This window comes from Metabacillus sp. GQ13 (assembly GCF_059758525.1).
In genome coordinates this window covers 82,569-102,205 of the sequence record NZ_JCAXET010000007.1, presented here as the reverse complement: position 1 = coordinate 102,205, position 19,637 = coordinate 82,569, and the positions used below count along the sequence as shown (strand labels likewise).

At 36.1% G+C, this 19,637-nt stretch carries 15 protein-coding genes; 1 reads left to right on the top strand and 14 read right to left on the bottom strand.

Annotated features, from left to right (window positions below; all coding sequences use genetic code 11):
* Positions 1-2 precede the first annotated feature (2 nt).
* The 10 genes from AC6CHR_RS10385 to AC6CHR_RS10340 form a co-directional block, all read right to left on the bottom strand.
* Positions 3-341, bottom strand: a complete 339-nt coding sequence (locus AC6CHR_RS10385; protein ID WP_498248638.1) for a hypothetical protein — start codon at positions 339-341, stop codon at positions 3-5.
* Positions 334-1,050 (bottom strand): DUF5081 family protein, encoded by a 717-nt coding sequence (locus AC6CHR_RS10380; RefSeq protein WP_498248637.1) that lies wholly within the window; start codon positions 1,048-1,050, stop codon positions 334-336. Before AC6CHR_RS10380 ends, AC6CHR_RS10385 begins: the two co-directional genes overlap by 8 nt.
* A complete protein-coding gene (locus AC6CHR_RS10375) occupies positions 1,050-1,349 on the bottom strand; it encodes a WXG100 family type VII secretion target (protein WP_498248635.1) in 300 nt (99 codons plus the stop codon). Before AC6CHR_RS10375 ends, AC6CHR_RS10380 begins: the two co-directional genes overlap by 1 nt.
* A complete protein-coding gene (locus tag AC6CHR_RS10370) occupies positions 1,336-1,728 on the bottom strand; it encodes an EsxC family T7SS substrate (protein WP_498248634.1) in 393 nt (130 codons plus the stop codon). The genes AC6CHR_RS10375 and AC6CHR_RS10370 overlap by 14 nt, the downstream gene beginning before the upstream one ends.
* The gene (gene essC, locus AC6CHR_RS10365) at positions 1,721-6,265 is read right to left on the bottom strand and encodes a type VII secretion protein EssC (protein WP_498248633.1); all 4,545 of its coding nucleotides are present in this window, start codon (positions 6,263-6,265) and stop codon (positions 1,721-1,723) included. Before essC ends, AC6CHR_RS10370 begins: the two co-directional genes overlap by 8 nt.
* Positions 6,266-6,341: 76 nt before the next feature.
* Positions 6,342-7,700 (bottom strand): type VII secretion protein EssB, encoded by a 1,359-nt coding sequence (gene essB, locus AC6CHR_RS10360; protein ID WP_498248632.1) that lies wholly within the window; start codon positions 7,698-7,700, stop codon positions 6,342-6,344.
* A gap of 128 nt (positions 7,701-7,828) precedes the next feature.
* Positions 7,829-8,080 carry an EsaB/YukD family protein gene (locus AC6CHR_RS10355; protein WP_498248631.1) on the bottom strand — a complete coding sequence of 84 codons (252 nt, stop codon included), beginning with the start codon at positions 8,078-8,080 and terminating at the stop codon, positions 7,829-7,831.
* A gap of 17 nt (positions 8,081-8,097) precedes the next feature.
* Positions 8,098-8,610: a type VII secretion protein EssA gene (gene essA / locus AC6CHR_RS10350; protein WP_498248630.1), complete on the bottom strand. Its 513-nt coding sequence runs from the start codon at positions 8,608-8,610 to the stop codon at positions 8,098-8,100.
* Positions 8,585-12,184 carry a type VII secretion protein EsaA gene (gene esaA / locus AC6CHR_RS10345; RefSeq protein WP_498248629.1) on the bottom strand — a complete coding sequence of 1,200 codons (3,600 nt, stop codon included), beginning with the start codon at positions 12,182-12,184 and terminating at the stop codon, positions 8,585-8,587. The genes essA and esaA overlap by 26 nt, the downstream gene beginning before the upstream one ends.
* Before the next feature lie 286 nt (positions 12,185-12,470).
* Positions 12,471-12,767, bottom strand: coding sequence for a WXG100 family type VII secretion target (locus AC6CHR_RS10340; RefSeq protein WP_498248628.1), 297 nt, complete (start codon positions 12,765-12,767; stop codon positions 12,471-12,473).
* A 68-nt stretch (positions 12,768-12,835) separates the two neighbouring features.
* Between AC6CHR_RS10340 and AC6CHR_RS10335 the strand changes: the two genes are divergently transcribed.
* Positions 12,836-13,045 (top strand): hypothetical protein, encoded by a 210-nt coding sequence (locus AC6CHR_RS10335; protein WP_498248627.1) that lies wholly within the window; start codon positions 12,836-12,838, stop codon positions 13,043-13,045.
* A gap of 304 nt (positions 13,046-13,349) precedes the next feature.
* On the opposite strand, the gene AC6CHR_RS10330 is transcribed toward AC6CHR_RS10335, so the two are convergent.
* From AC6CHR_RS10330 to AC6CHR_RS10315, 4 genes are all read right to left on the bottom strand, one after another.
* Positions 13,350-13,541, bottom strand: coding sequence for a hypothetical protein (locus AC6CHR_RS10330; RefSeq protein WP_498248626.1), 192 nt, complete (start codon positions 13,539-13,541; stop codon positions 13,350-13,352).
* A gap of 143 nt (positions 13,542-13,684) precedes the next feature.
* Entirely contained in the window at positions 13,685-14,395 is a 711-nt protein-coding gene (locus tag AC6CHR_RS10325; RefSeq protein ID WP_498248809.1) for a DNA alkylation repair protein, read from the bottom strand.
* Between the two features lie 521 nt (positions 14,396-14,916).
* Entirely contained in the window at positions 14,917-18,384 is a 3,468-nt protein-coding gene (locus AC6CHR_RS10320; protein ID WP_498248625.1) for a glycosyl hydrolase, read from the bottom strand.
* Positions 18,385-18,850: 466 nt separating this feature from the next.
* Positions 18,851-19,624 carry a PHP domain-containing protein gene (locus AC6CHR_RS10315; RefSeq protein WP_498248624.1) on the bottom strand — a complete coding sequence of 258 codons (774 nt, stop codon included), beginning with the start codon at positions 19,622-19,624 and terminating at the stop codon, positions 18,851-18,853.
* Positions 19,625-19,637 lie beyond the last annotated feature (13 nt).

Genomic DNA, 19,637 nt, shown 5'->3' with positions numbered 1-19,637 from the left:
GCTTATATCCCCAACTTCGCGATAATTTGTTCGGCAATTTCTTGGTCAGCTTCCATCATTGTGTTTAGAATATCAATAACTAACGTTGAAGCACGACTATAGTTATCGTATAGATCCATAATCTTTTCATTTGCTTCTGCATATACTTCCATTGTTTTCTTTGCCTTTCCCTCTGTATAAAAATCAATGTTCCCAAGCTTTTCAATACTACTAGCTGCATTCGACTCTAATTCGGTTATAATCTCCTGCAAATAAGTAAAGATTGTTGTCATCTCATCTGTATTAACATTAATTAGTGATGCAGAGCCTCCACCTCCACTACTCATCGCTGCTCTAACCATTTATTTGTGCCTCCTTGTAAGGGAATTCCATTTCATCAAAGACCTTTTTCAGAAACCAATATTGACTCGCATGGTAATACTTTTTATAAATGGGATCAACCATCATTAGCTTCCCATCCTTTGTGAAAATAAGCCATTGTTGGTAATAGGCAGAATTGGTGCTTATCTTTGGTACTTCCTTTAAATGAAATAGCTCCAAATTCATAAACATCGATTCTGGTTCAAACCCTTCAACCTCTTTTTTCTCTTGGTTGGATAATTCTTTTTTAAGAAAGTCTTTTTCCTTTTCATCGGGTTCTCTTACGATGACAGGGAACTTTTCACCTAACATTTTCAAAACAAGTGATTTTGATATAACGTGTAATTGATAATGTTCTGGTTCTTCCAACTCAACCAGCATAATTAACTCGTCTTTTTCACGGTCTTGGAAAGCGAACATTAAATTATTTATTCGAACATACTTTTCACTTTGATGATATGTTTCAACCGCTTTAATCACCATTGCCCCAGCCTTTGTTATTTTTCCATCGAGAGAAAGAATCTCCTTCTCTCTTAAGCGAAAATGAGCCTCTTCAAAGACTTTCTCACCCTTTAATTGATACGTCTGCTTATCAGGTAAGCCAAAAAGGACATTTCCACCAAAAGCAGCAGCTAACAGGTATAACTCAGGTCCAGTAAATGTATCTGTCGCTTCTAATGTCTTATTCATCATAAGTTTCTCACTTCTTTTACAGCACTATCTTTGTTAAAGTCATCGATATAATCATCCAAGTTATTTAACGCTTTTGTTTGTTTAGCTGCTACCGACACCAAATCTTTATGATACTGCTGAATAATGTCAATGTATGTCAAAAATGCATCTCTAGATTTCCCACTCCATTTTGCTGAATGGACATATGAGGATAATTCCTCGCAACGATCATAGGTAGTTTTTAAAGATTGTTCCAATGTTCTTGCAGCTGTCTTTGCATCATTTACTTTGTCACCATAAATTTTAACGCTTCCCATATAATCGCTCCAATCTCTCTTTACGTTCTTTAGCCTCTTTAGCTTCTTTTGCTGCTTCTTCTCGAATCGCCAGGTTTTTATAGTAAATATAACGCTCATAAGCTTGATTGATTGCTGTATTAAGTGAAGACCTTTTCTCTTTATCGGTATTATACCGCTCCATTAATTTGTCATTTAATTCTTCTCTTTTCGGATCAAAATCATTGGATGGTATTTTTGTATTTGAAAGATTAGGAATTGATCCAGAATAACTACTGTATGCTGAATTGGCTTCTGCTACTTTTTTATCATGATCTGCAAGTGCATCATTTAACTTGTCATGCAATTTATCATAATCATCCCTTTTAATTTCAGTATCTGTTTTAAACCAATTAAACACTGGACTTCACTACCTCTCGTTTTTGATTTGGGGCGACAATCTTAATTTTTTCTGCTTTCCCTTGTTTTATATAATAAGCTTCATAAGGGAGTAGGCCCTTCTCTTTATAAGGTCGATTCAACACTTCTAACATATTTTGATCAGCGATTCTGCCAATTAACACACCGACTTTTTGTTTTTTCAATGTTGTTGTGATGTCATCATATTGTCTCTCTATCGCACCATGTGCTGCTCCAACAACAAAGTGAATCCCAACTCTAGCTCCTGTTTGAATAAGCTTGGCAATTGTTGTTTGTGTTGTTAATGATGCTGAATCGATCACAAATGACACATCAGTTATAAGTACGACCATTGGACGTATTTCTTTCAGGAAATCATTTGTCGTTGCACGCCCACCTGTTGCCGATTGCACTTCACGAAATGCATCTTCTCTAGCCTCAAACAACCCTTGGAGACGTTCAGTAAATAGATCGATAGCTTCACCCGATTCTGCGTACATATCGACTTGATCCTTATATGAACCAAATCTAGTGGCCGTATTGTCTATCATTCCGACATCAATATGGTCGTTAAATTCAATACTTGAAATAATAGTTAAATAGGTTTGTTCTACTGAATCAATGAGGTCACCTAAGATCAATGTTGTATGATCTTTGACAACACTTAACTCGATTGGTTCTACCTCTTCAAAGTCAACAGCAAAAGGTATTCCACCTTTTTCAATAATTGCCTTAGTCTCTGATTTATCGATAAAATCAGTGAAGTCAATTTTCTCAGGAACCATCGGTATCCCCTTTGGGATCTTACCTGTCCAAGCTTGTTTCATTTCGCTAGACTCTCTTTGTATTTCTTCAATGATGTTCAACGTGTCCTTACCTTTTACCGGGAGCGCTGTTTGGAAAACAGTTGGTTGGTCTAACTTAACTAATCCCCGACCAGGTAGTTCCTCTATATTCAAAGTTGTTCTTCCTACTATATTTCTAGGTTCTGTTTCGTCAATCATATATAAAAAAAGTTGGTGCTTGATATTAGCAAGCAATGGAGCCCTCATAGCACTTTGACGCCCCGCACTTATCGCCATATGAATACCTACACTGGCACCTTCTCTAGCAATCTGTGAAGTTATTTTTTCAAACTCATCTTTATAAACTGCGTCACCTACAGAGTCAATTGTATCGATCACTAATAGAATCGAAGGCACTTCTTCTCCGCTCGCACGCTCATACATTTGGATAGTGGCAACTCCATATTTACTTAGTTTTTGTTTTCTTTCCTTTAAGGCACTTTGTATACGGCGAATTAACTTTGCCAATTTATCTTCTTCATCAACCATAATCGTATCTGCTATATGTGGGAGATCTTTCAATGGTAGCAAACCATTTGTTCCTAAATCGATCAGGTACATATGCACTCGTTGTGGGTTATTTTTTCTAGCCACATCCATAACAATACTTTGTAGAAATATCGATTTTCCATATCCTGGACTGGAAAAGACTGCAATATGCCCATCCCTTGATAGATTTAGTGATAATGGTTTTTGCGCTTGCATTTCTGGAATATCAAGAAGACCGACTGTGACCTCTAATGGTTTTTTTTCTTCATCCCACGTTTCTTTGTAATCCACTATATGTAAATCGGAAAGATAGATTCTATCTTCTAATGGAGGTAGCCATGGTCTAGGAAGATCAGGAATCTTTTCACTCTTTGTATAGGCATCAATAAAATCAATGACAGCTTCCAGCTCTGTTGGTACTTTTGAAATGGTTTCTTTATTGGCTAGACCACTCAAATCTTCAGAGATAATATCATATTGTCCAAGGTCATTTATTGCAAAAATCGTTGTGTCTACAAGATCTTTTTCATCCTTATCTGGAAGGTAATCTGCACCACTCCATGCACTTTGGAATAATTCATAGATTTCATTATTGCCTACTTGTAAGTAGGCACGACCTGGAAGGGTGATCTCTGCTGCATCAGGCGTCTTTAAAATCTCAGTCGAATCACTCGCATTTTGCACCTTGAGAGCTAACTTAAACTTAGAGTTTGACCAGATTTGATCGTCGACAACACCACTTGGCTTTTGCGTTGCCAAGATGAGGTGAATCCCTAGAGAACGACCGATTCGAGCAGTCGAGACGAGTTCTTTCATGAAGTCTGGTTGTTCAGATTTTAACTCGGCAAATTCATCTGAGATCAAAAATAAATGTGGCATTGGCTCACTTGCCTCACCTTGTTTATAAAGTTTTTGATATTGATTGATATGATTAACATCATGCTCACCAAACAAGCGTTGACGTTTTTGTAACTCCGCTTTAATAGATGCAAGTGCACGCATCGATTGTGCGCCATCTAAATTTGTAATCGTCCCTAATAAATGTGGTAAATTCTTAAATAAATTTGCCATCCCGCCACCTTTATAATCAATCAATAGGAAGGAAACTTCATACGGATGAAAATTTACAGCAAGTGAAATGATATAGGATTGGATGATTTCTGATTTACCAGATCCAGTCGTACCGGCAACTAAACCATGTGGCCCATGTGCCTTCTCGTGTAAATTCAAGTTGACGATATCCTCTTTTCCACGTAATCCTAATGGAACAGCTAAGCTTTTATATGTTTCATTTTGTGCCCAACGTAATGGAATACTTAAATCTTCTACCTTCTCCACACCATACATTTCAAGAAATGTTACACTTTCAGGAATTGAATTTTTCAAATTTTGCAAATGGTTAAGTGGTGCCAACGCACGTGAAATATCCTCTTTATTAAATCCACCTGGGAAATGATCCAAAGTAAACTTTCTGTTAACCAATTCACCCTCTTCAAGAATGATATTGCCATTCTTCGCATCTCGGATATCGATAACAGTTTTCACATGTTCTGGAAGAGACTGCATAACATCTTGAACAAACAGTAGTGAAACACCCAGTTCACTCGGGTCTTCATTAAAGAATTCCATAACAGAGTGATCCAAAATCATTTTTTCATCGGTAATTAGTACAACAAAATGGGGAGAGAAATATAATTTTTCGTTTTTATTACCTTTTTCATCAATCGCTAGTTTTCGTTCTTTTAACATTTGGTAAAGTGAATTCAAGACTTGATCTCTAGAGCGGTCGTGATAAACAAAACCACGTACATTTATATCCCGTAAACTAGCATGTGGCAACCAACGCATCCAGTCCCATTTTTCTTTTTCCTCTTCTGGAAAAATTGTAACAAACTGCAAATCAAAATAACTGTGGAACAAGGACATCTGAGTTACTAATAACTGCAATTGTTCCAAAACAAGATAGCGTTGACCGATATACCCGACCGGACCTTTCGATAAAGAGGTCACCACCGGCACAGACTCTAGTGCTAGATATTGTGAACGAAGTTCTCGTGCTGTTTCGATCAATTCATCTTTTTCCTGGGTGAATTCTTCGATATTAAATTCAATTTCAAAACTTGAGTCTACCCTACCTAATCCGACACGGTACATGAGAAAATCGTGATGGAACATCGTCTTTTCATAGATTCTTGAATCGACACTCACAGCCATTTCACGCAATTTCCCAATACTTGGATAATGATAATGTAGCGCATGCCGTTGTTCTCCACTTGCCTTATATAATTCCTTTGTTTTCTGTTTCAAATATTCCTGGTAGCTCTCTTCTCGTTCCTTTGTATCCAAACGATATTGCTTTAGACTCTTTATATAAGTTGTGATTGAAAAGATCACTGTCACTACTGTCATTGAAAGCATGATGATGATATAAATTCCGCTTGGTCGAAAAAAAGAAACCAAAATCATAGCTGCAATCATAACTAATGGTGGGACAATAACACGTGCCAATTGTTCACTTGGTTTTCTTGGGATAGAAGTAGGCTTCGCCATTTTTAACTTTTCTACAGGTTCACGATAGATGATTCGCGGTGATCGGTGATAATCCGGATATTCTTCTCCATATCCGTAGGATTCTCCATGTAAACGAACTAATTTTGTTGATTTTACCACATCAGTCTTTAGTATCTCGATTTCATCTTTTCCGATGTTCATTAGAAGTCCATCAAAGAAAAGCTGGTCGCCTGGTTCAAGCACCACATTTCCATTTGTTTTACTAAAATTGTGATACACAAGACCATCGTAAATTTCTAGCTTGAACGACGCCCCCAGCTGATCACGAATTAGAATAAGATCGACTGTTGAGTTTTGTAACCATACATCATCATATTCATTTTTGCCGAATGTCATACTATACTGTCTTGCTGTATCATATACCTGCCATTCCGTTTCATCTGTTAAATATAGATGTAGTGGTGTTTCAGTTAGTGCTATTGTAAGTTTCCCATTATCTTTAAGTCGTTGATCTCCAATTTTGCAGACTTCACCTGACCATTCAATTCTTACAGGTCTTTCCTCCATCATTGCCGAAAATGTGACCGTATTTGTATCACTATTCCCAATTGTAATAACCCTATTTTCGTATAAAATTAAATGGCATTTGTGTAATTGATCTCCATAGCTTAGTAGTAGTAATCGTCTCGCCATCCTTCAATCTCCCTCTCCAAACAAAAATTGCTCGTTCATTCGATAAGATTCTTCCTCTTCTATAAGGAATCACAGACTACTCTTTCTTCTCTGTCTGTTCCTTACCTTCTGCTGCATCGCTATCTTTTGGTAGCTCTGTTTTTTCCGTATTAGGTCTATCTTTCGTTGTCGTTTCTTGTTTTTCTCCTTGGTCTACCACATCTGGATTAACTTGTTCCTCCACTACGTCTTTTTCATCTTCGGTTACTGAGCCGGATGTCTGTGAATCCTGTAGTGAATCGGTACCATATTCCTCTGTATATTTAACAAGTTGTTCCTGGTATTTTTGCACCTCTTCTTCACGTTCCGATCCCGTCATATCAGGGTCATTTTTCGTTCTTTCTATTTGTTTAATCAGTCCATACATGATTAATTGAGGATCATCAATATACATCGCAAGATCTATTGATTTGTCAAAATCACCTCGTCCATTATAAATCCAGTATAATAAGTAATTTTCATCACTTTTCATACTAATGTTTTTCATAATTGACTCTTTTTGTTCATCGGATAGTTTCTCTGACTTAATGTACGAATAGGCTAGCACATACTTTCCAGCTACTGGTATTTTCTCTGGTTCTTCCCCCTGCATTTCACTGATTACCTGGCCATAGTCCGTCGCAAGGAAGTGGCGATGAGCCTCTAGTAAATGATTTTGAAAAGGTACTTTACCAAAACTGAAATAAGCCAGAGGTACCGCTAAAATAACGGAAACGATAATCATTGTAATGGTTAATTGTTTGAAGAGGCGAAACCTTTTCTTAGGTACAACCTGCATATTTCTATCTGTTTGGTCTTTTTCTTGTAGATAACTAGCTTCTAGGAGATTGATCAGTGAGTTTAAATCCTCTGTTTCCCCAATTTCACGCTCAAATTCTGTATCTCTAGCATTCTTTAAAGACCCACTGTAAAGTTCATCAAAGGTATACTTCTTGGAAAACAATGCAACGACTAAACATTTATATTGGAGAACAAACTTATCTTTATCGAGTTCAAAGGGTGGTACCAAGTCACGAATGCCACGATAGACCAAAGATGGTAAGAGGTTATCATCAAATACAAGATTTTCAGGATGTAAGAAGAAGGTCATTCGAGTTGATAGAGCCTTCTCAAACCGAGAAATATTACACAATAACCGTAATTTATCGCTTCGACTCAGCTTTAACACATCTTCCCATTTCTTTACCTTTGAATCGACGATGAATGAAAAGGTAAAGATATCCTCACCATCTTCAACTTGTGCAGGTACAAAATTGTCCGCCTTTTCTGTAATAAGCGCCAACTGACGAATATCCTTAACATGTGTCTGAGACTTTGCCAACTTTAGCTGCCATATGTCATCATTGATCGAAAATTGGATAGGCACTGAATCCATTTCTATGGTTCGTTCATTCATTTTCATTGACTCCTTTTTCTAAGTTGAGCAAGTTTATTGCTTAGTCTTTTTAGTTATCCACGCTACTACCTTAAGCGTTTTATGACTTTAGGGAAATGATCTTGATAAGGGCTTTTTTGAAAAGAGCGTTATAAAACTATTAGAATATCACCGTCTGTCACCGAAAAATCAACAAGACGGTCATCATCAGTCAATAGGAGTTTTTTTGCTGGTACCTTTACTGCGAAAAGAACTTCTCTCTTAATATCGAGATTTAATGTGTCCGCTAAGTTCATAAGCAATTGTTTTATAGGCTGATGTATTGGGATTCTTAAATCGTATTGTTTATCATCCCACTTACTGAAATCGATCGTAATATTAATATGTGTTCCATATGCCATCGCCTTTATCCCCCTAACTAAAACATCTTTCTCATCATCAAGAAAAGGCCTGCACAGCCCATTAGAACTAATCCACTTAAGCCTGCCACTATATTTGCGCTTATACTTTCCTCTTCATTATCTTCGTTATTATTCTGATTTATGGCAACTGTCATTTCAACATCATAATCACTTGTAAACAACGTTTCTTCCGTTTCCATTAAAGCTGTGTTGCCCTTACTATCTGTAACGAAAAGGACATTTTCAAGTTGCTCTGTTGTATCTTGCAATTCTTGTTGTTTAACTTGGATTGCTGCCCGAGTTTGTTCTTCAAACAAACTCGGGGCAATTTTATCTAATTCGGTTTCCTTATTATCATTACTGCCTGAATTTTTTCGGTCTGTGTCATTCTGGCCAATTCGTTCCATTTTCACTTTCATCTTTCCAGTATCTTCAGGACTTTCCTCAGCAATTGTTAAGGAAGGAAAAATGCTCAAGGTTACTATTAGGGAGACTGCTATAACACTAGATCGTTTCACTAACACCCTCATCATCAACCTCCTTGCTTTTTGCAAAACGGTTTAAGACAAATAAATGACCTGCAATACTAATGACAATTAAAGCGAGACAGCTGTAAATGATTGATTGATTGTCTCCTAGACCATTTCCAAATTCCATCAGTAACTTCTCTATATATTGCAGCGGAGAAAATGTACGTAATTTAGCTGCAATTGATACTTTTTCTAAGTGTAGTCCTAATGCTTCCGTTAAAAATAAATAGAGACTCAGAATAATAAGTAGAATAAACATACCTACCATTTTTAATTGTCTTAATAAGTAAGTTGCTACAAGTAGCATAGCCAGCATAATCAAAGTAATCGTACCGGTCCAAAGCAAGAATTCATCTTGACCCATCTGTAATAAATAACCAGAAAGCAACCCAATTACTATTCCTTCAATAATCCCAATACTTGTAGTTACAATCGTTATCGGTCCATTGTTACGAACCATTGACCGTTCTTCCTCAAATGTATCTTTCTGTACCCTTTTTCTTTCATTTGTAGAGATAACATAGGCAGTAAATAAACAAACGATAAAACAAATTAACACGATAAAATACGGTGTGAATTTATTTCCTGCTACAATAACTCCATCATTTTTTGTTTGAACTGGATTCGAAAGAAAACTGAATAGATTTTCATTTTGCCTTTCACCTACTCGACTATTGGCTAAGACGCCGGCAAAATTTTCTGCGAATGTTTGATCTTCGACTAGCTTTTCAGTTAGATTTTCAGACAAATCAGCTGCATCTTCGACAATATCAGAACCACTTGTTTGAATTTTAGCTGCTTGGTTATCAATCGCCTCAAATGTTTGATAAACCCCATCAGCTGTATTTAAATTACCCTTTGATTGTTCTGCAAGTGATTGACTTGCAGCTAATAAAGAACTAAATTGCCCATCCAATTCGACTACAACACTTTGTACTTCATCCTCATTATTAAGGATTTTAGTCTGTTCATCTTGTAAGTTAAGACTTGCCTCTCTCCAAGAAGTCACATCATTTAATGATTCTGCTAGATTTGTATTTAAAACATTTGCTTGGTCTGTCGTTTGGTTAATCAAATTTGACATTGTCTCTGAGTCTTGAACAGCCTGGTTCACCATAGCGATATAAGTATCCATATCGGTTTGTAAGTTCTCAGTTTCAATGCGTACTTCCTCTGTAATTTGTTCCGCTAGATAATTTGCTATCACTTCAACAATATCCTGCTTATTAAACAGGTAATACAATGAATCTGGTGTTGTTAAATCTGATAGCTTTGTTTGACTCAATTGATCTACGAGATCAGGATTAAACATGTTAATTCCAAAGTAAATATCATATAACATTAGCATTCTTTGATAATTGCTTATCGTATCACTTGCTGCATTAAAAAGTATGCTTGTTGAATCATTTATAAGTGGTGACATCACTTGATGATTGATGGTATTATTGATTACTTTTAATTTTTCGGTTGGATTTTTAGGTTGATCATCCTGTTCATCCTTATCTCCTGAATCATTACCATCCTCTTCATTACCATCACCAGGTTTTTCGTCATTTGGATTCCCTGGATTTAGTTCTTCTTCACTTTGCTCATCTTCACCGGTGTTCTCTTCCACTGGATTTAGTGGATCAAGATCATTTTCTTCTGCGTTATCATCATTGAGATTTGTATCCTTCTCTACGCTGACATTCTGCTCTTCATCACTAGCCTTCATCTCACCGGAGTTTATATTCTCGCTGCTATTGGTGATATTAAGGACTTGTACAGGTAGTACAGGATCATCCGTATCAACAGGTGGGGCAGTATCTTTATCTGTTGGATCTGTTGGATCTGTTGGATCTGTTGGATCAGCTATCTCTGGATTTCCTGGTATTTCTAATTCTGGTTCTTCTGGAACTTCCGGTATTTCTGGTTCTGATGGTAATTCTGGTTTATCAACATCTGTCACATCTTTTTGGACAATATTCCAACTCCATGTAATCGGTTGGAACACATCAACCCCGCTGCTTTTGTCTTTCAAATGAAGCTTCAACTTAACAATGAATTTCCCTTCATCTGTCGCCGGAAGGGAAATTTTTTTATTTTCGCTATAAGAAGTTGTATAATCCATTTCTTGCTCATCAGGTAATGTTAGTAGTACTTGATTCACTTCATACTCTTCTGGAACGTTTAATGTAAGTTCCTGTCCTTTCTTCTTATTCTCAGGAAGGATTACAGAGTCCGTTACATTTACACCAGTTTCCACTAAATCGCTCAGGATTTGATCCACTTGGTCTGCCAGAGGGGTGCTATCTGTAGGGCGCTCGGGGATAAATCCAAACTCACTAGTATATTTATTGGTCACCTCAATGACATTTTTTAATTGATTATACGTTCCTTCCGCTATGTTTAACCCATCCAAATCATCGAGATTTAACGAAGGGAGCTTATTTATTTGACGCTCAAGACTTTTCTTTGCATTATTATCTGGCTTAGCAAAGATCATATTTAAGTAAACATCTTGCTCTTCACCAGAAGAACTTCTAATTGACTTCTGTAATTTATCTGCAAGAGTCTTCTGCATATCTGATGCTAATGTATCTGTTAACTTTGTATCAATTCTACCCATCTTTTCTTTCGTCGAATGAAGATACGTTTGAATGGCTACTGATTTTGAAATAATTGTAGCTGTATTTTGTTCTTCATTTTTCATTATGAATTGATTGTTAATTGCCTCATTCGCCGCTTGTAAATGATCAAGTTGCTGCAAGGCATCCTCACTATTCATACCACTATCTAAATCAGATAAAAGGTTAGATAGATCTTTTGCCAAGAGGCCATTCGCAGCTTGTTTTTCAGCTAAATTCATAAAGCTATCTTGGTAGGTTTGAGTTTTTTTAACGCCCTCTCCAAGATTACTCTCGAATTCTTTTAATATATCTTGTAAACCATCGAAGCTTGCTTTGGAAATTTCCGTATCACTTTGAACTGCTTTAAATTGTGAAGTATAGTTAGACAACGGACGATTAATTGTATTATTATACATATATGTATAATTTTGTTCCTTTTCTACAATTGAGCTAATGTTATCTTGTGCGTCCTGCAAATTCCCGATAATACTAGCAAAATAAACATCGATAATTCGACGATTAAAGTCACCTAAGATCGAACTTGCCGTATTTTCAGCTTCTGCTTTTACTTTATTATTGTCGGTGGCATTTATCTTATAGTTCAGTAATACTTGATCAGGTGAAGCAGAATCTATCGATAATGCTTTATCTGTAAAGTCATTTGGGATGACAATCATCATATTATAAACGTTACGCTCTAGACCACTTTCCGCAACTCCACGGCTGACAATATACCATTCATGTTGTGCATCCTTTTCTATACTGTTTATAAATTCTGAACCAAATTCATAATGATTCCCATTAAATTCTGTCCCTTCGTCCTCGTTTACCAACGCTACAGCCATTTTCTGAACTGCATTGTTACTGGTCTTTGAGGCTTGGTTCAATGCAAGGTAGGAAATACCTGCGGACAGAGCTAATACTAAAACGAGAAACAGTAAGACACCTCTTTCTATTCTTTTCATCAATCTCAACTCCTGCTAGTGATAAGTAGTATGTATGCTATTTATAAGTTCATATATAGAAAGAGAAAGGTCCTTGATCACCCGACAAGCATCAACCTTTTTAAAGTTGGATTGTTGAAGCTGGTTATCGTGCACTTCTTTCCATTGTGAAAATCCAGAAATTTACCAAACAAGACCAAAAGCCACACAACAGTTGTTGCGTGGCTTTTGGTTAAGGGAACACAGGAGACCCGAAATGACTCATTCCACCAATCATATGTTCACCTTATTAGTTAACACGGATTGATTAGTTTAAACCAAAATTTCGTGATAATTGCTCATCATGTTGAGCCACTGCGTCTGCAGTTTTTGTCAACTGCTCATTAATTTCCTGCATTAGCTGAGCAAAATTTTGCACTTTTGGACTTAATTCGTTAAATTGGTCATCGAATCTTTCGAATGCGCGACCTTCCCATTCTCCACGTAATTCATTTTGTAAGTTTCTTAAGTCTGTTAAAATTTGTTCAATTTGTCGTGAACTTTGACCATAGCGAGCTGCTTTAGCTGTAAGTTCAGCTGGGGTCATACGAATTTGTCCTGCCATTTTTTCTTCCACTCCTTCAGAATTATATTGCCTACTCTAAAAATAAACCTGTTTCATCACAGAAAACCATGATAAACATCTTTCAAAAGAGCAGGGAATTATCTAACTCATATAATAGTCAACTAGTTATGTATTTTATCTTAAAGTCAATATTAAATAACTACCTGCCATTACATATATACCCAATTTATATGATGCTTTTATCTCAGTCAATCGGTATTGATGGTTTAAATAAAAACACAGATAACGACCTACGTCATACTACTCAAAAAACATAAATTTTCGCAAAGTGGTGTATATCTTTTGACTCACTTTCAATCTTCCTCTGAAGAATTTTTCCATTTTCTATTAAAATAGTCACCATACTAGATTGATAGATTATGACATCTTTTCAAATCAAAAAATCAGCTAACATAGACAAATGATTGAGAAGAAAAAAAGAAGCGCAAAACCTATAAGGTCTGATATAACGAAAAAAACCACCTCTAATTGTGAAGTGGTTTTTTGCAGTCATTGTTTCTACTATCTATATGTTTGATTTAGGTCATTTTTTAATATGAAAACAACATTTGGCAAAACTCTTTATTTTCCTTCGGGTTCTTGTGCCTTTTCAAATTCTCCTTCAAAATAAAAGGTGCTAGGATATTCAATAACTTTATAAGAGTATTTTTTCATATGTTTTACATATTGCGTTTTTGAAATTGTCACTAGTTCTCCAGTCTTACGAACCTTAACAACTTCTCCTTCTTTGTACAAATTGTTTAAGTATTTCAACCCGACACTTCCCTTCTCATATTATTATACCATATTGAGCCGTTTCCTCTACATTGATGCGGTTTCTACTCTATCCTTACTGCTAAATAAGATAATGACAAACAACCATAATTTGAGCCTAACACCAAAAATCCCCTCACCTTTTAGCAAATACATGTCTTACGTTTTTTCCCTATCAATTCTTTATCCTCAACTTTTTTTATATAACTTGTAGCTAAAGGAACTTTACAAGCTGTATTTCCCATATCTACATGGACTTTCCCAATAACTTTAGCTACATTCTTAGCCTTTTCAATAAGTGGTGGATAGTACGCACCCACAGCTATTACGAAACCATTCATCACATAACGAACTCGATTTCTTTCATCATGTATAGTAGCTTCTACCTTATCTAGTAATGATTCTACCTCGTTTTTATTAATGCTTTCATTTTCTGCTATTGATAAATAGTTTGAATACGTACTCCAACCCGCAGTAGCAATCATTTCAGCATCAGAAGTCATCCATTCCCTTGCTAATTCTAACGCAACATTTGATTCTGCTGCTACTTGAGCTACTGTATATTCGCTTATCAAATACCAGTTAGCTTTTTCAACCCAGTTTTGAAGTTGTTCTTTCGTCATTTTCTTTGGATCAATCGATAATCCAGCAAGATACATTGCATCACTATTTTGTGTATCATATAATTTCAAGACTAGATTCTGATCCTTTTTCACCTTTTTCACTAAATGTTTTTTCATATCACCTATTTTAACACCGAATATTGGTTCCGTCGCACCATGTCTCATATGGGTATCCTTTGTTTGATCTGATCCTAAATCCTTAAGTGTATCCATGACTTCTTCATACGTTATCATCAAACCACCTGCCTTTCATCAATGCTAAAAATTAATTGAATCTAAATCGATCTATAATAGAATTTAGTCGAACACATGATTAAACAGCAGAGTTCCGTAAAAAGCCGAATCACCTTGTTGTCATGTTAACAGACTTCCTCATAGTAGTTTTACCCAAAAACTGTAGTCCCAAAAGCTCTTTTGTTAGACTATTTTTGCCTATCTGTTTTTACTCATCTTCGTTTATCATTTGTACCTAACTTGCCATACATCCTTATACTTCCATGGCCGCTATCAGGTAGCTAGCATTACTTTACATACATTCATGATAATGGATGCTATAAGATGGATGCTATAAGGATGTAACATTTAACGTTATTAGTTGTAAAAAACATCCAGTTCTTTTATTAACCTATCTACACTATCATATCCTACCATGATGTCATTTCACACCATTAATTAGGAACTAATAAAGGACTGACAACTATCTATTGTCAGCCCTTGCTTTTTGAACTTATTATTGTTCGTTCATTTTTCAATTATTCACTTAATGCTTTTCTTTTCCTTCTTATTGCATACAAGAACAAACCACCTACAAGTAACACAGTTCCTAGAGCAAACCAATTATATAGACTTGTAGCTGTACTTGGTAACTGATTATTACCTTTATTTTCTCCGGCTTTGTCCTCACCTTCTTGGCTAGGTTCAACTGTGGGTTCGTCTGTATCTGGTTCGTCTGTTACCGGTTCATCTGGTCCTGGTTCGTCTGTGTCTGGTTCACCTGGTCCCGGTTCGTCCGTGTCTGGTTCACCTGGTCCTGGTACTTCTGTGTCTGGTTCACCTGGTCCTGGTTCGTCTGTGTCTGGTTCACCTGGTCCTGGTACTCCACCGGCTAATACAATCTCATCAATATATGCACTGGCAGTACCAGTTCCACTTGTCGGTTCAATCTTTATTCCAATCGCATTGACACTATTAAGATTAGCTACATCACCTAGTGGGATTGTTAACGTTTTAAATTCCCTATTATCAACGGCAACTACTCCACTGTCTACCCACGCCCAGTCAGAGCCTGTTTTAATATAAAGACGTGCATTCGCTGTTCCAGTAGATATCTTCACCTTTGCACTAATTGACATAATCTCCGATAAATCATGTGCCTGAACTTTTGCAAATTCAAATCCTTCTGCAGCTTCCATATCAAATGTTGAAGTCAATGATTTAGTCCCCTGTGAAGCTTCTTCATCTGTTATAGCAGCATTTGTCGCTTGTGCATTGTTTGACTCAATAACAAAGCCTTGTGTACCATCTTCAAAGTCATGTAGAACACCTGGTTTTTCTGGCATACTTCCTGATCCTGTTCCACCATTTGGAACACCACCTGTACCATCATCAATGACTTTAATATCATCCATGTAAAGTGTGCTACTGATCGGTTCAATTAAATCCTCACTAGCATTGATATAAATAGAGTAATTTGTTACGTTTTTCAAGTTTTCTTTTGTGATAACCTTGCCAGCATTAGCTGTATCCCAAGATGCGGGGGTAAATTCACTAAAAGGAATCTCTACCATTCCTGATTCTTTAGAAGCAAGTGATGGATATGCTTCAAAAGAAATTCCATTCATTTGAATCTGAATCACTAACTTTTGAGATTTCCCGTCGGAATCAAGCCAAAATTGCAACTTATTAAAATTAGACCAATCCAGGGTGCCTAATGATTTGGTTACCCCAGTATAGTCACCCGCTGCCGATAATGTGTAATCATATTTCAACCCGTAAGTACCACTATTTTTGTTAGAACCACTTAATGATATCGAAGCACTAGTATTAGCAGGAACAAACTTTGTTCCTAATGCTGCATCACTGCCTAAATACGATTCAAAATCATCAATTAGGGCAGGATCATTTGGAGCTTCAGCAAAAACACTTAGAAGTTGGATATCATCGACATAAATTGCACCTTTCCCAAGGCTTAATTCTGTTCCTACTAGCGAAAGCGCAAGTCCTGATGCTTCTTCCGATTTAGCTGAATCATTTAAATCAATTGAAACTGGAAATTGTGCATATTCTACTCCGTCAATTGTCGTTGTTTCAAGACTAGCTAATTGCTTACTTGTTGTAGATTCCCCGTATTTTGTCTCCGAATCAGGAGGAAGCATCGCAATTCCTCTTAGACTAGCGTTAGCAGTTCCAGCAGAAGTTGGAACTAGTGCATTAAATTTCACTCGTTTCACTGCATTTAGATTTACATCTGAAACATCTGTTAGTTCTAGTTTTAATTCCTGCCATGTTTGACTTTGCTCAAGTCCTGAAATATTCATTTTCAACATACCGTTCCCATCAAATGATGAATGTTCTAACGTAGATTGAATCGTTTCAGGGTATGACCCGTTGCTCTTGATGTCAGTAATACTTTCATCAAATCGATAATTTTTCACAACAATCTCTGATACCTTTACAATGACTGGTACTGTTTGTTCATGTACAACAACATTAGAGTCATCGTATGCCTTTACTGTAATATTTACTGATCCTCCATTATGTGATGCAGATGGTGACCAATCAGCCGTATAGTAGAATCCATCTTCATCCAAAGTCATAGGAATCTCTTCATCTGATCCTTCAACAGTATAAACAACTTTTGATGGGCTACTATTAAGAACTCTGGCACGAATTGTCGTAGTATTTACTTTCACCTCTGCATTTGCAGTTGGTGACACGACATGCATAAATGAATTTTCTTCTGTAGTTGTATGATTCTCCCCTTTATAGATTTCACCTGTTTCACTCAGAAAAGCAGAATATGGATCTTCATAGAACTTAGTAAAATCAGGTAGTAACTCATGATCAACTGGAGTGCCATCCGGAGCATTTTTATAGTCTTTATAAGGAACAAATAAATTACCATTTAAAGCAAAGTTTGCCCACGTTTGCATATAAGAAACTTTCTTTGCATCTGGATTTGCTTTAATTGCATGTAAGATTTTTGTAAACCACTCAAGGTCCCCATTACCTGTTGTCTTCATTCCTTGTGGACTGTAACCGTATTCAGAAAATGCTGAAATCTTTCCTTTTTCTTCTGCAAGTCTAGAAACCATCGCTAAATCATTGACAAGCTTACTGATGAAGCTTTCAGATCCAGGGTTACTTTGACTATCATATTGATCAAGACCAATGATATCTACATAATCATCGCCAGGATATGTAATCAAATAATCTTCTTCATTTCCGTTAAACGGGCCATTTGGCGAGAACGCATACAAAAAGTTACTAACATCTCTTTTATCACGTAAATATTCCACTAAATAACGATAAACTTCTTTGTATTGGCTTGTTGTTGTCGTTTGAGCACCCCACCAAAACCAACCACCATTCTGTTCATGGAATGGACGGAAGATAACTGGAATTAATTCACCATTATCATCCTTTAGGTTATTAGCAAATAAAGCTAGATTATCTAACCATGCATTAAATTTATCATTAGCTGGCCCTCCTGGAAGAATATCTGCTACTGCATTTTTGCTACTAGTGTCATTGTAACGACCACCTGTTGCAAAGTTAGGCGGATGCATACTAAGTGCGACAACTCCACCTAAATCATGTGCTGCTTTCATTGAAGCAATTAAGTTTTCTCTATTTTCTTCATTTGTATTATCTGGTGAACCAGGTTTTTCGTCTCCATCAAGACTTAAAGTATCCCAACCAAACATAGCAGGATAATCATCGACAGAATTTTTCACTTCAGACTCTATTGAACCGACACGCAATCCAGAACCTGTCAGTGTAAGCCCCTCATCAGTCGCATGTTGATGTCCAAATAATACTTGCTTTCCGCTTATATTTTGCAAATATGCAAATAATGATTTTGTATAATTTGACGCATTAGAATCTACAAGATTCATTTCAACTGAATTTCCACCGGTAGCTGCAAAGGCTGATGGAAGGCTCGAAAATACCAACGTTAATGTCATAAGAACTGCAACTATCTTTTTAACATGCCTCATAATGTCCTCCTAATAAAAGTAATAATAAATCCATAAAAAAACTATAAATCTTTAAATCTAAAGTATTCGTTTTCTATCACCTACCTATCTAAACGCATAATGAAAGCGCTATCTACAGATAGTATTATACTTAGTAAACTTATCAATTAAAAGTATTTTATGTAAAAAAACCTAATATTTTGTCAATTAATTAGTTTAACGATTGCTTAAACACTTGATAATCTGTGATAAATTGTTGTTTCTTGTAAAATCTAATTGATTTTTTTCATTTCGTTTTCAAAAAACTGTCCTATTAAAAAATACTCTTTGAATATTAGACTTATCGATTAGGTAATAAAAATAAATGGTTTTCATACAACTATGACCATCATTTAGTAAACAAAAAAACTAGCAAGTTTCCTACTAGTTTAAATGTTGTATTCTTATTTTTTTAGTTAACAGTCCTTGTTTTATACTAAAACATAATTTATAGGGTAAGATCCATCTCCTCTCCAATCATTTCTTTCATCATTTTTTTTACTAGCTTTGCTGATCTTACTTTGATGGTAAGACATGGTGAAACATTTATTTTATATTGTCTGTTACTAATACAATTCTTTAATTCTTTGATTGTATGACATTCATCATTTAGCTCATTTATTACACTTCCATACTGAAGAAAATGATGTGTATCACTACCACCTACAATTGGAATGCCTACCTTATTTGCAAATTGCTCAAGCTTCTCTTTGTAAGGATCCTCACCTTGGGAATAGAGGTCTTTTCCGTTAAGATCAAATGCATCTAACCTTTTTAATTGATCCAGATCAATATGATAGAGTGGTGTGCTTTTTCGAAATGGATGAGCACCTATTTTTAAGACATTATACATCTCTGCAAGATCAAGAAGATTAGCATAAGAAATAAAGTTTTCCTCTTCCTTATGGTCTATAAGCTCTTTCTCTATCGATAAAATGTCATTTCTGTTTCCGATAAGTAAGATATGGCCAATTTCTTTTACATCAACCTCAATACCTGGAAATAACTTTAGGCCATTTATTTCATAATAGTCGTTGATATAGGTGTAATTCTGATCTAGAAATTCGTAAATATCTGTATAACGACTTGTATTAAAGTGTTCCGTCATAGCAAGAGCTGTTAATCCATTTGCCTTTGCTTCTTCCATCATCTCACGGAAGTAATCCGGCATGAACTTCGACTGTTTAGAAATTTTCACATGTGTATGTAAATCAATTTTCACTAAAAAATCCTCC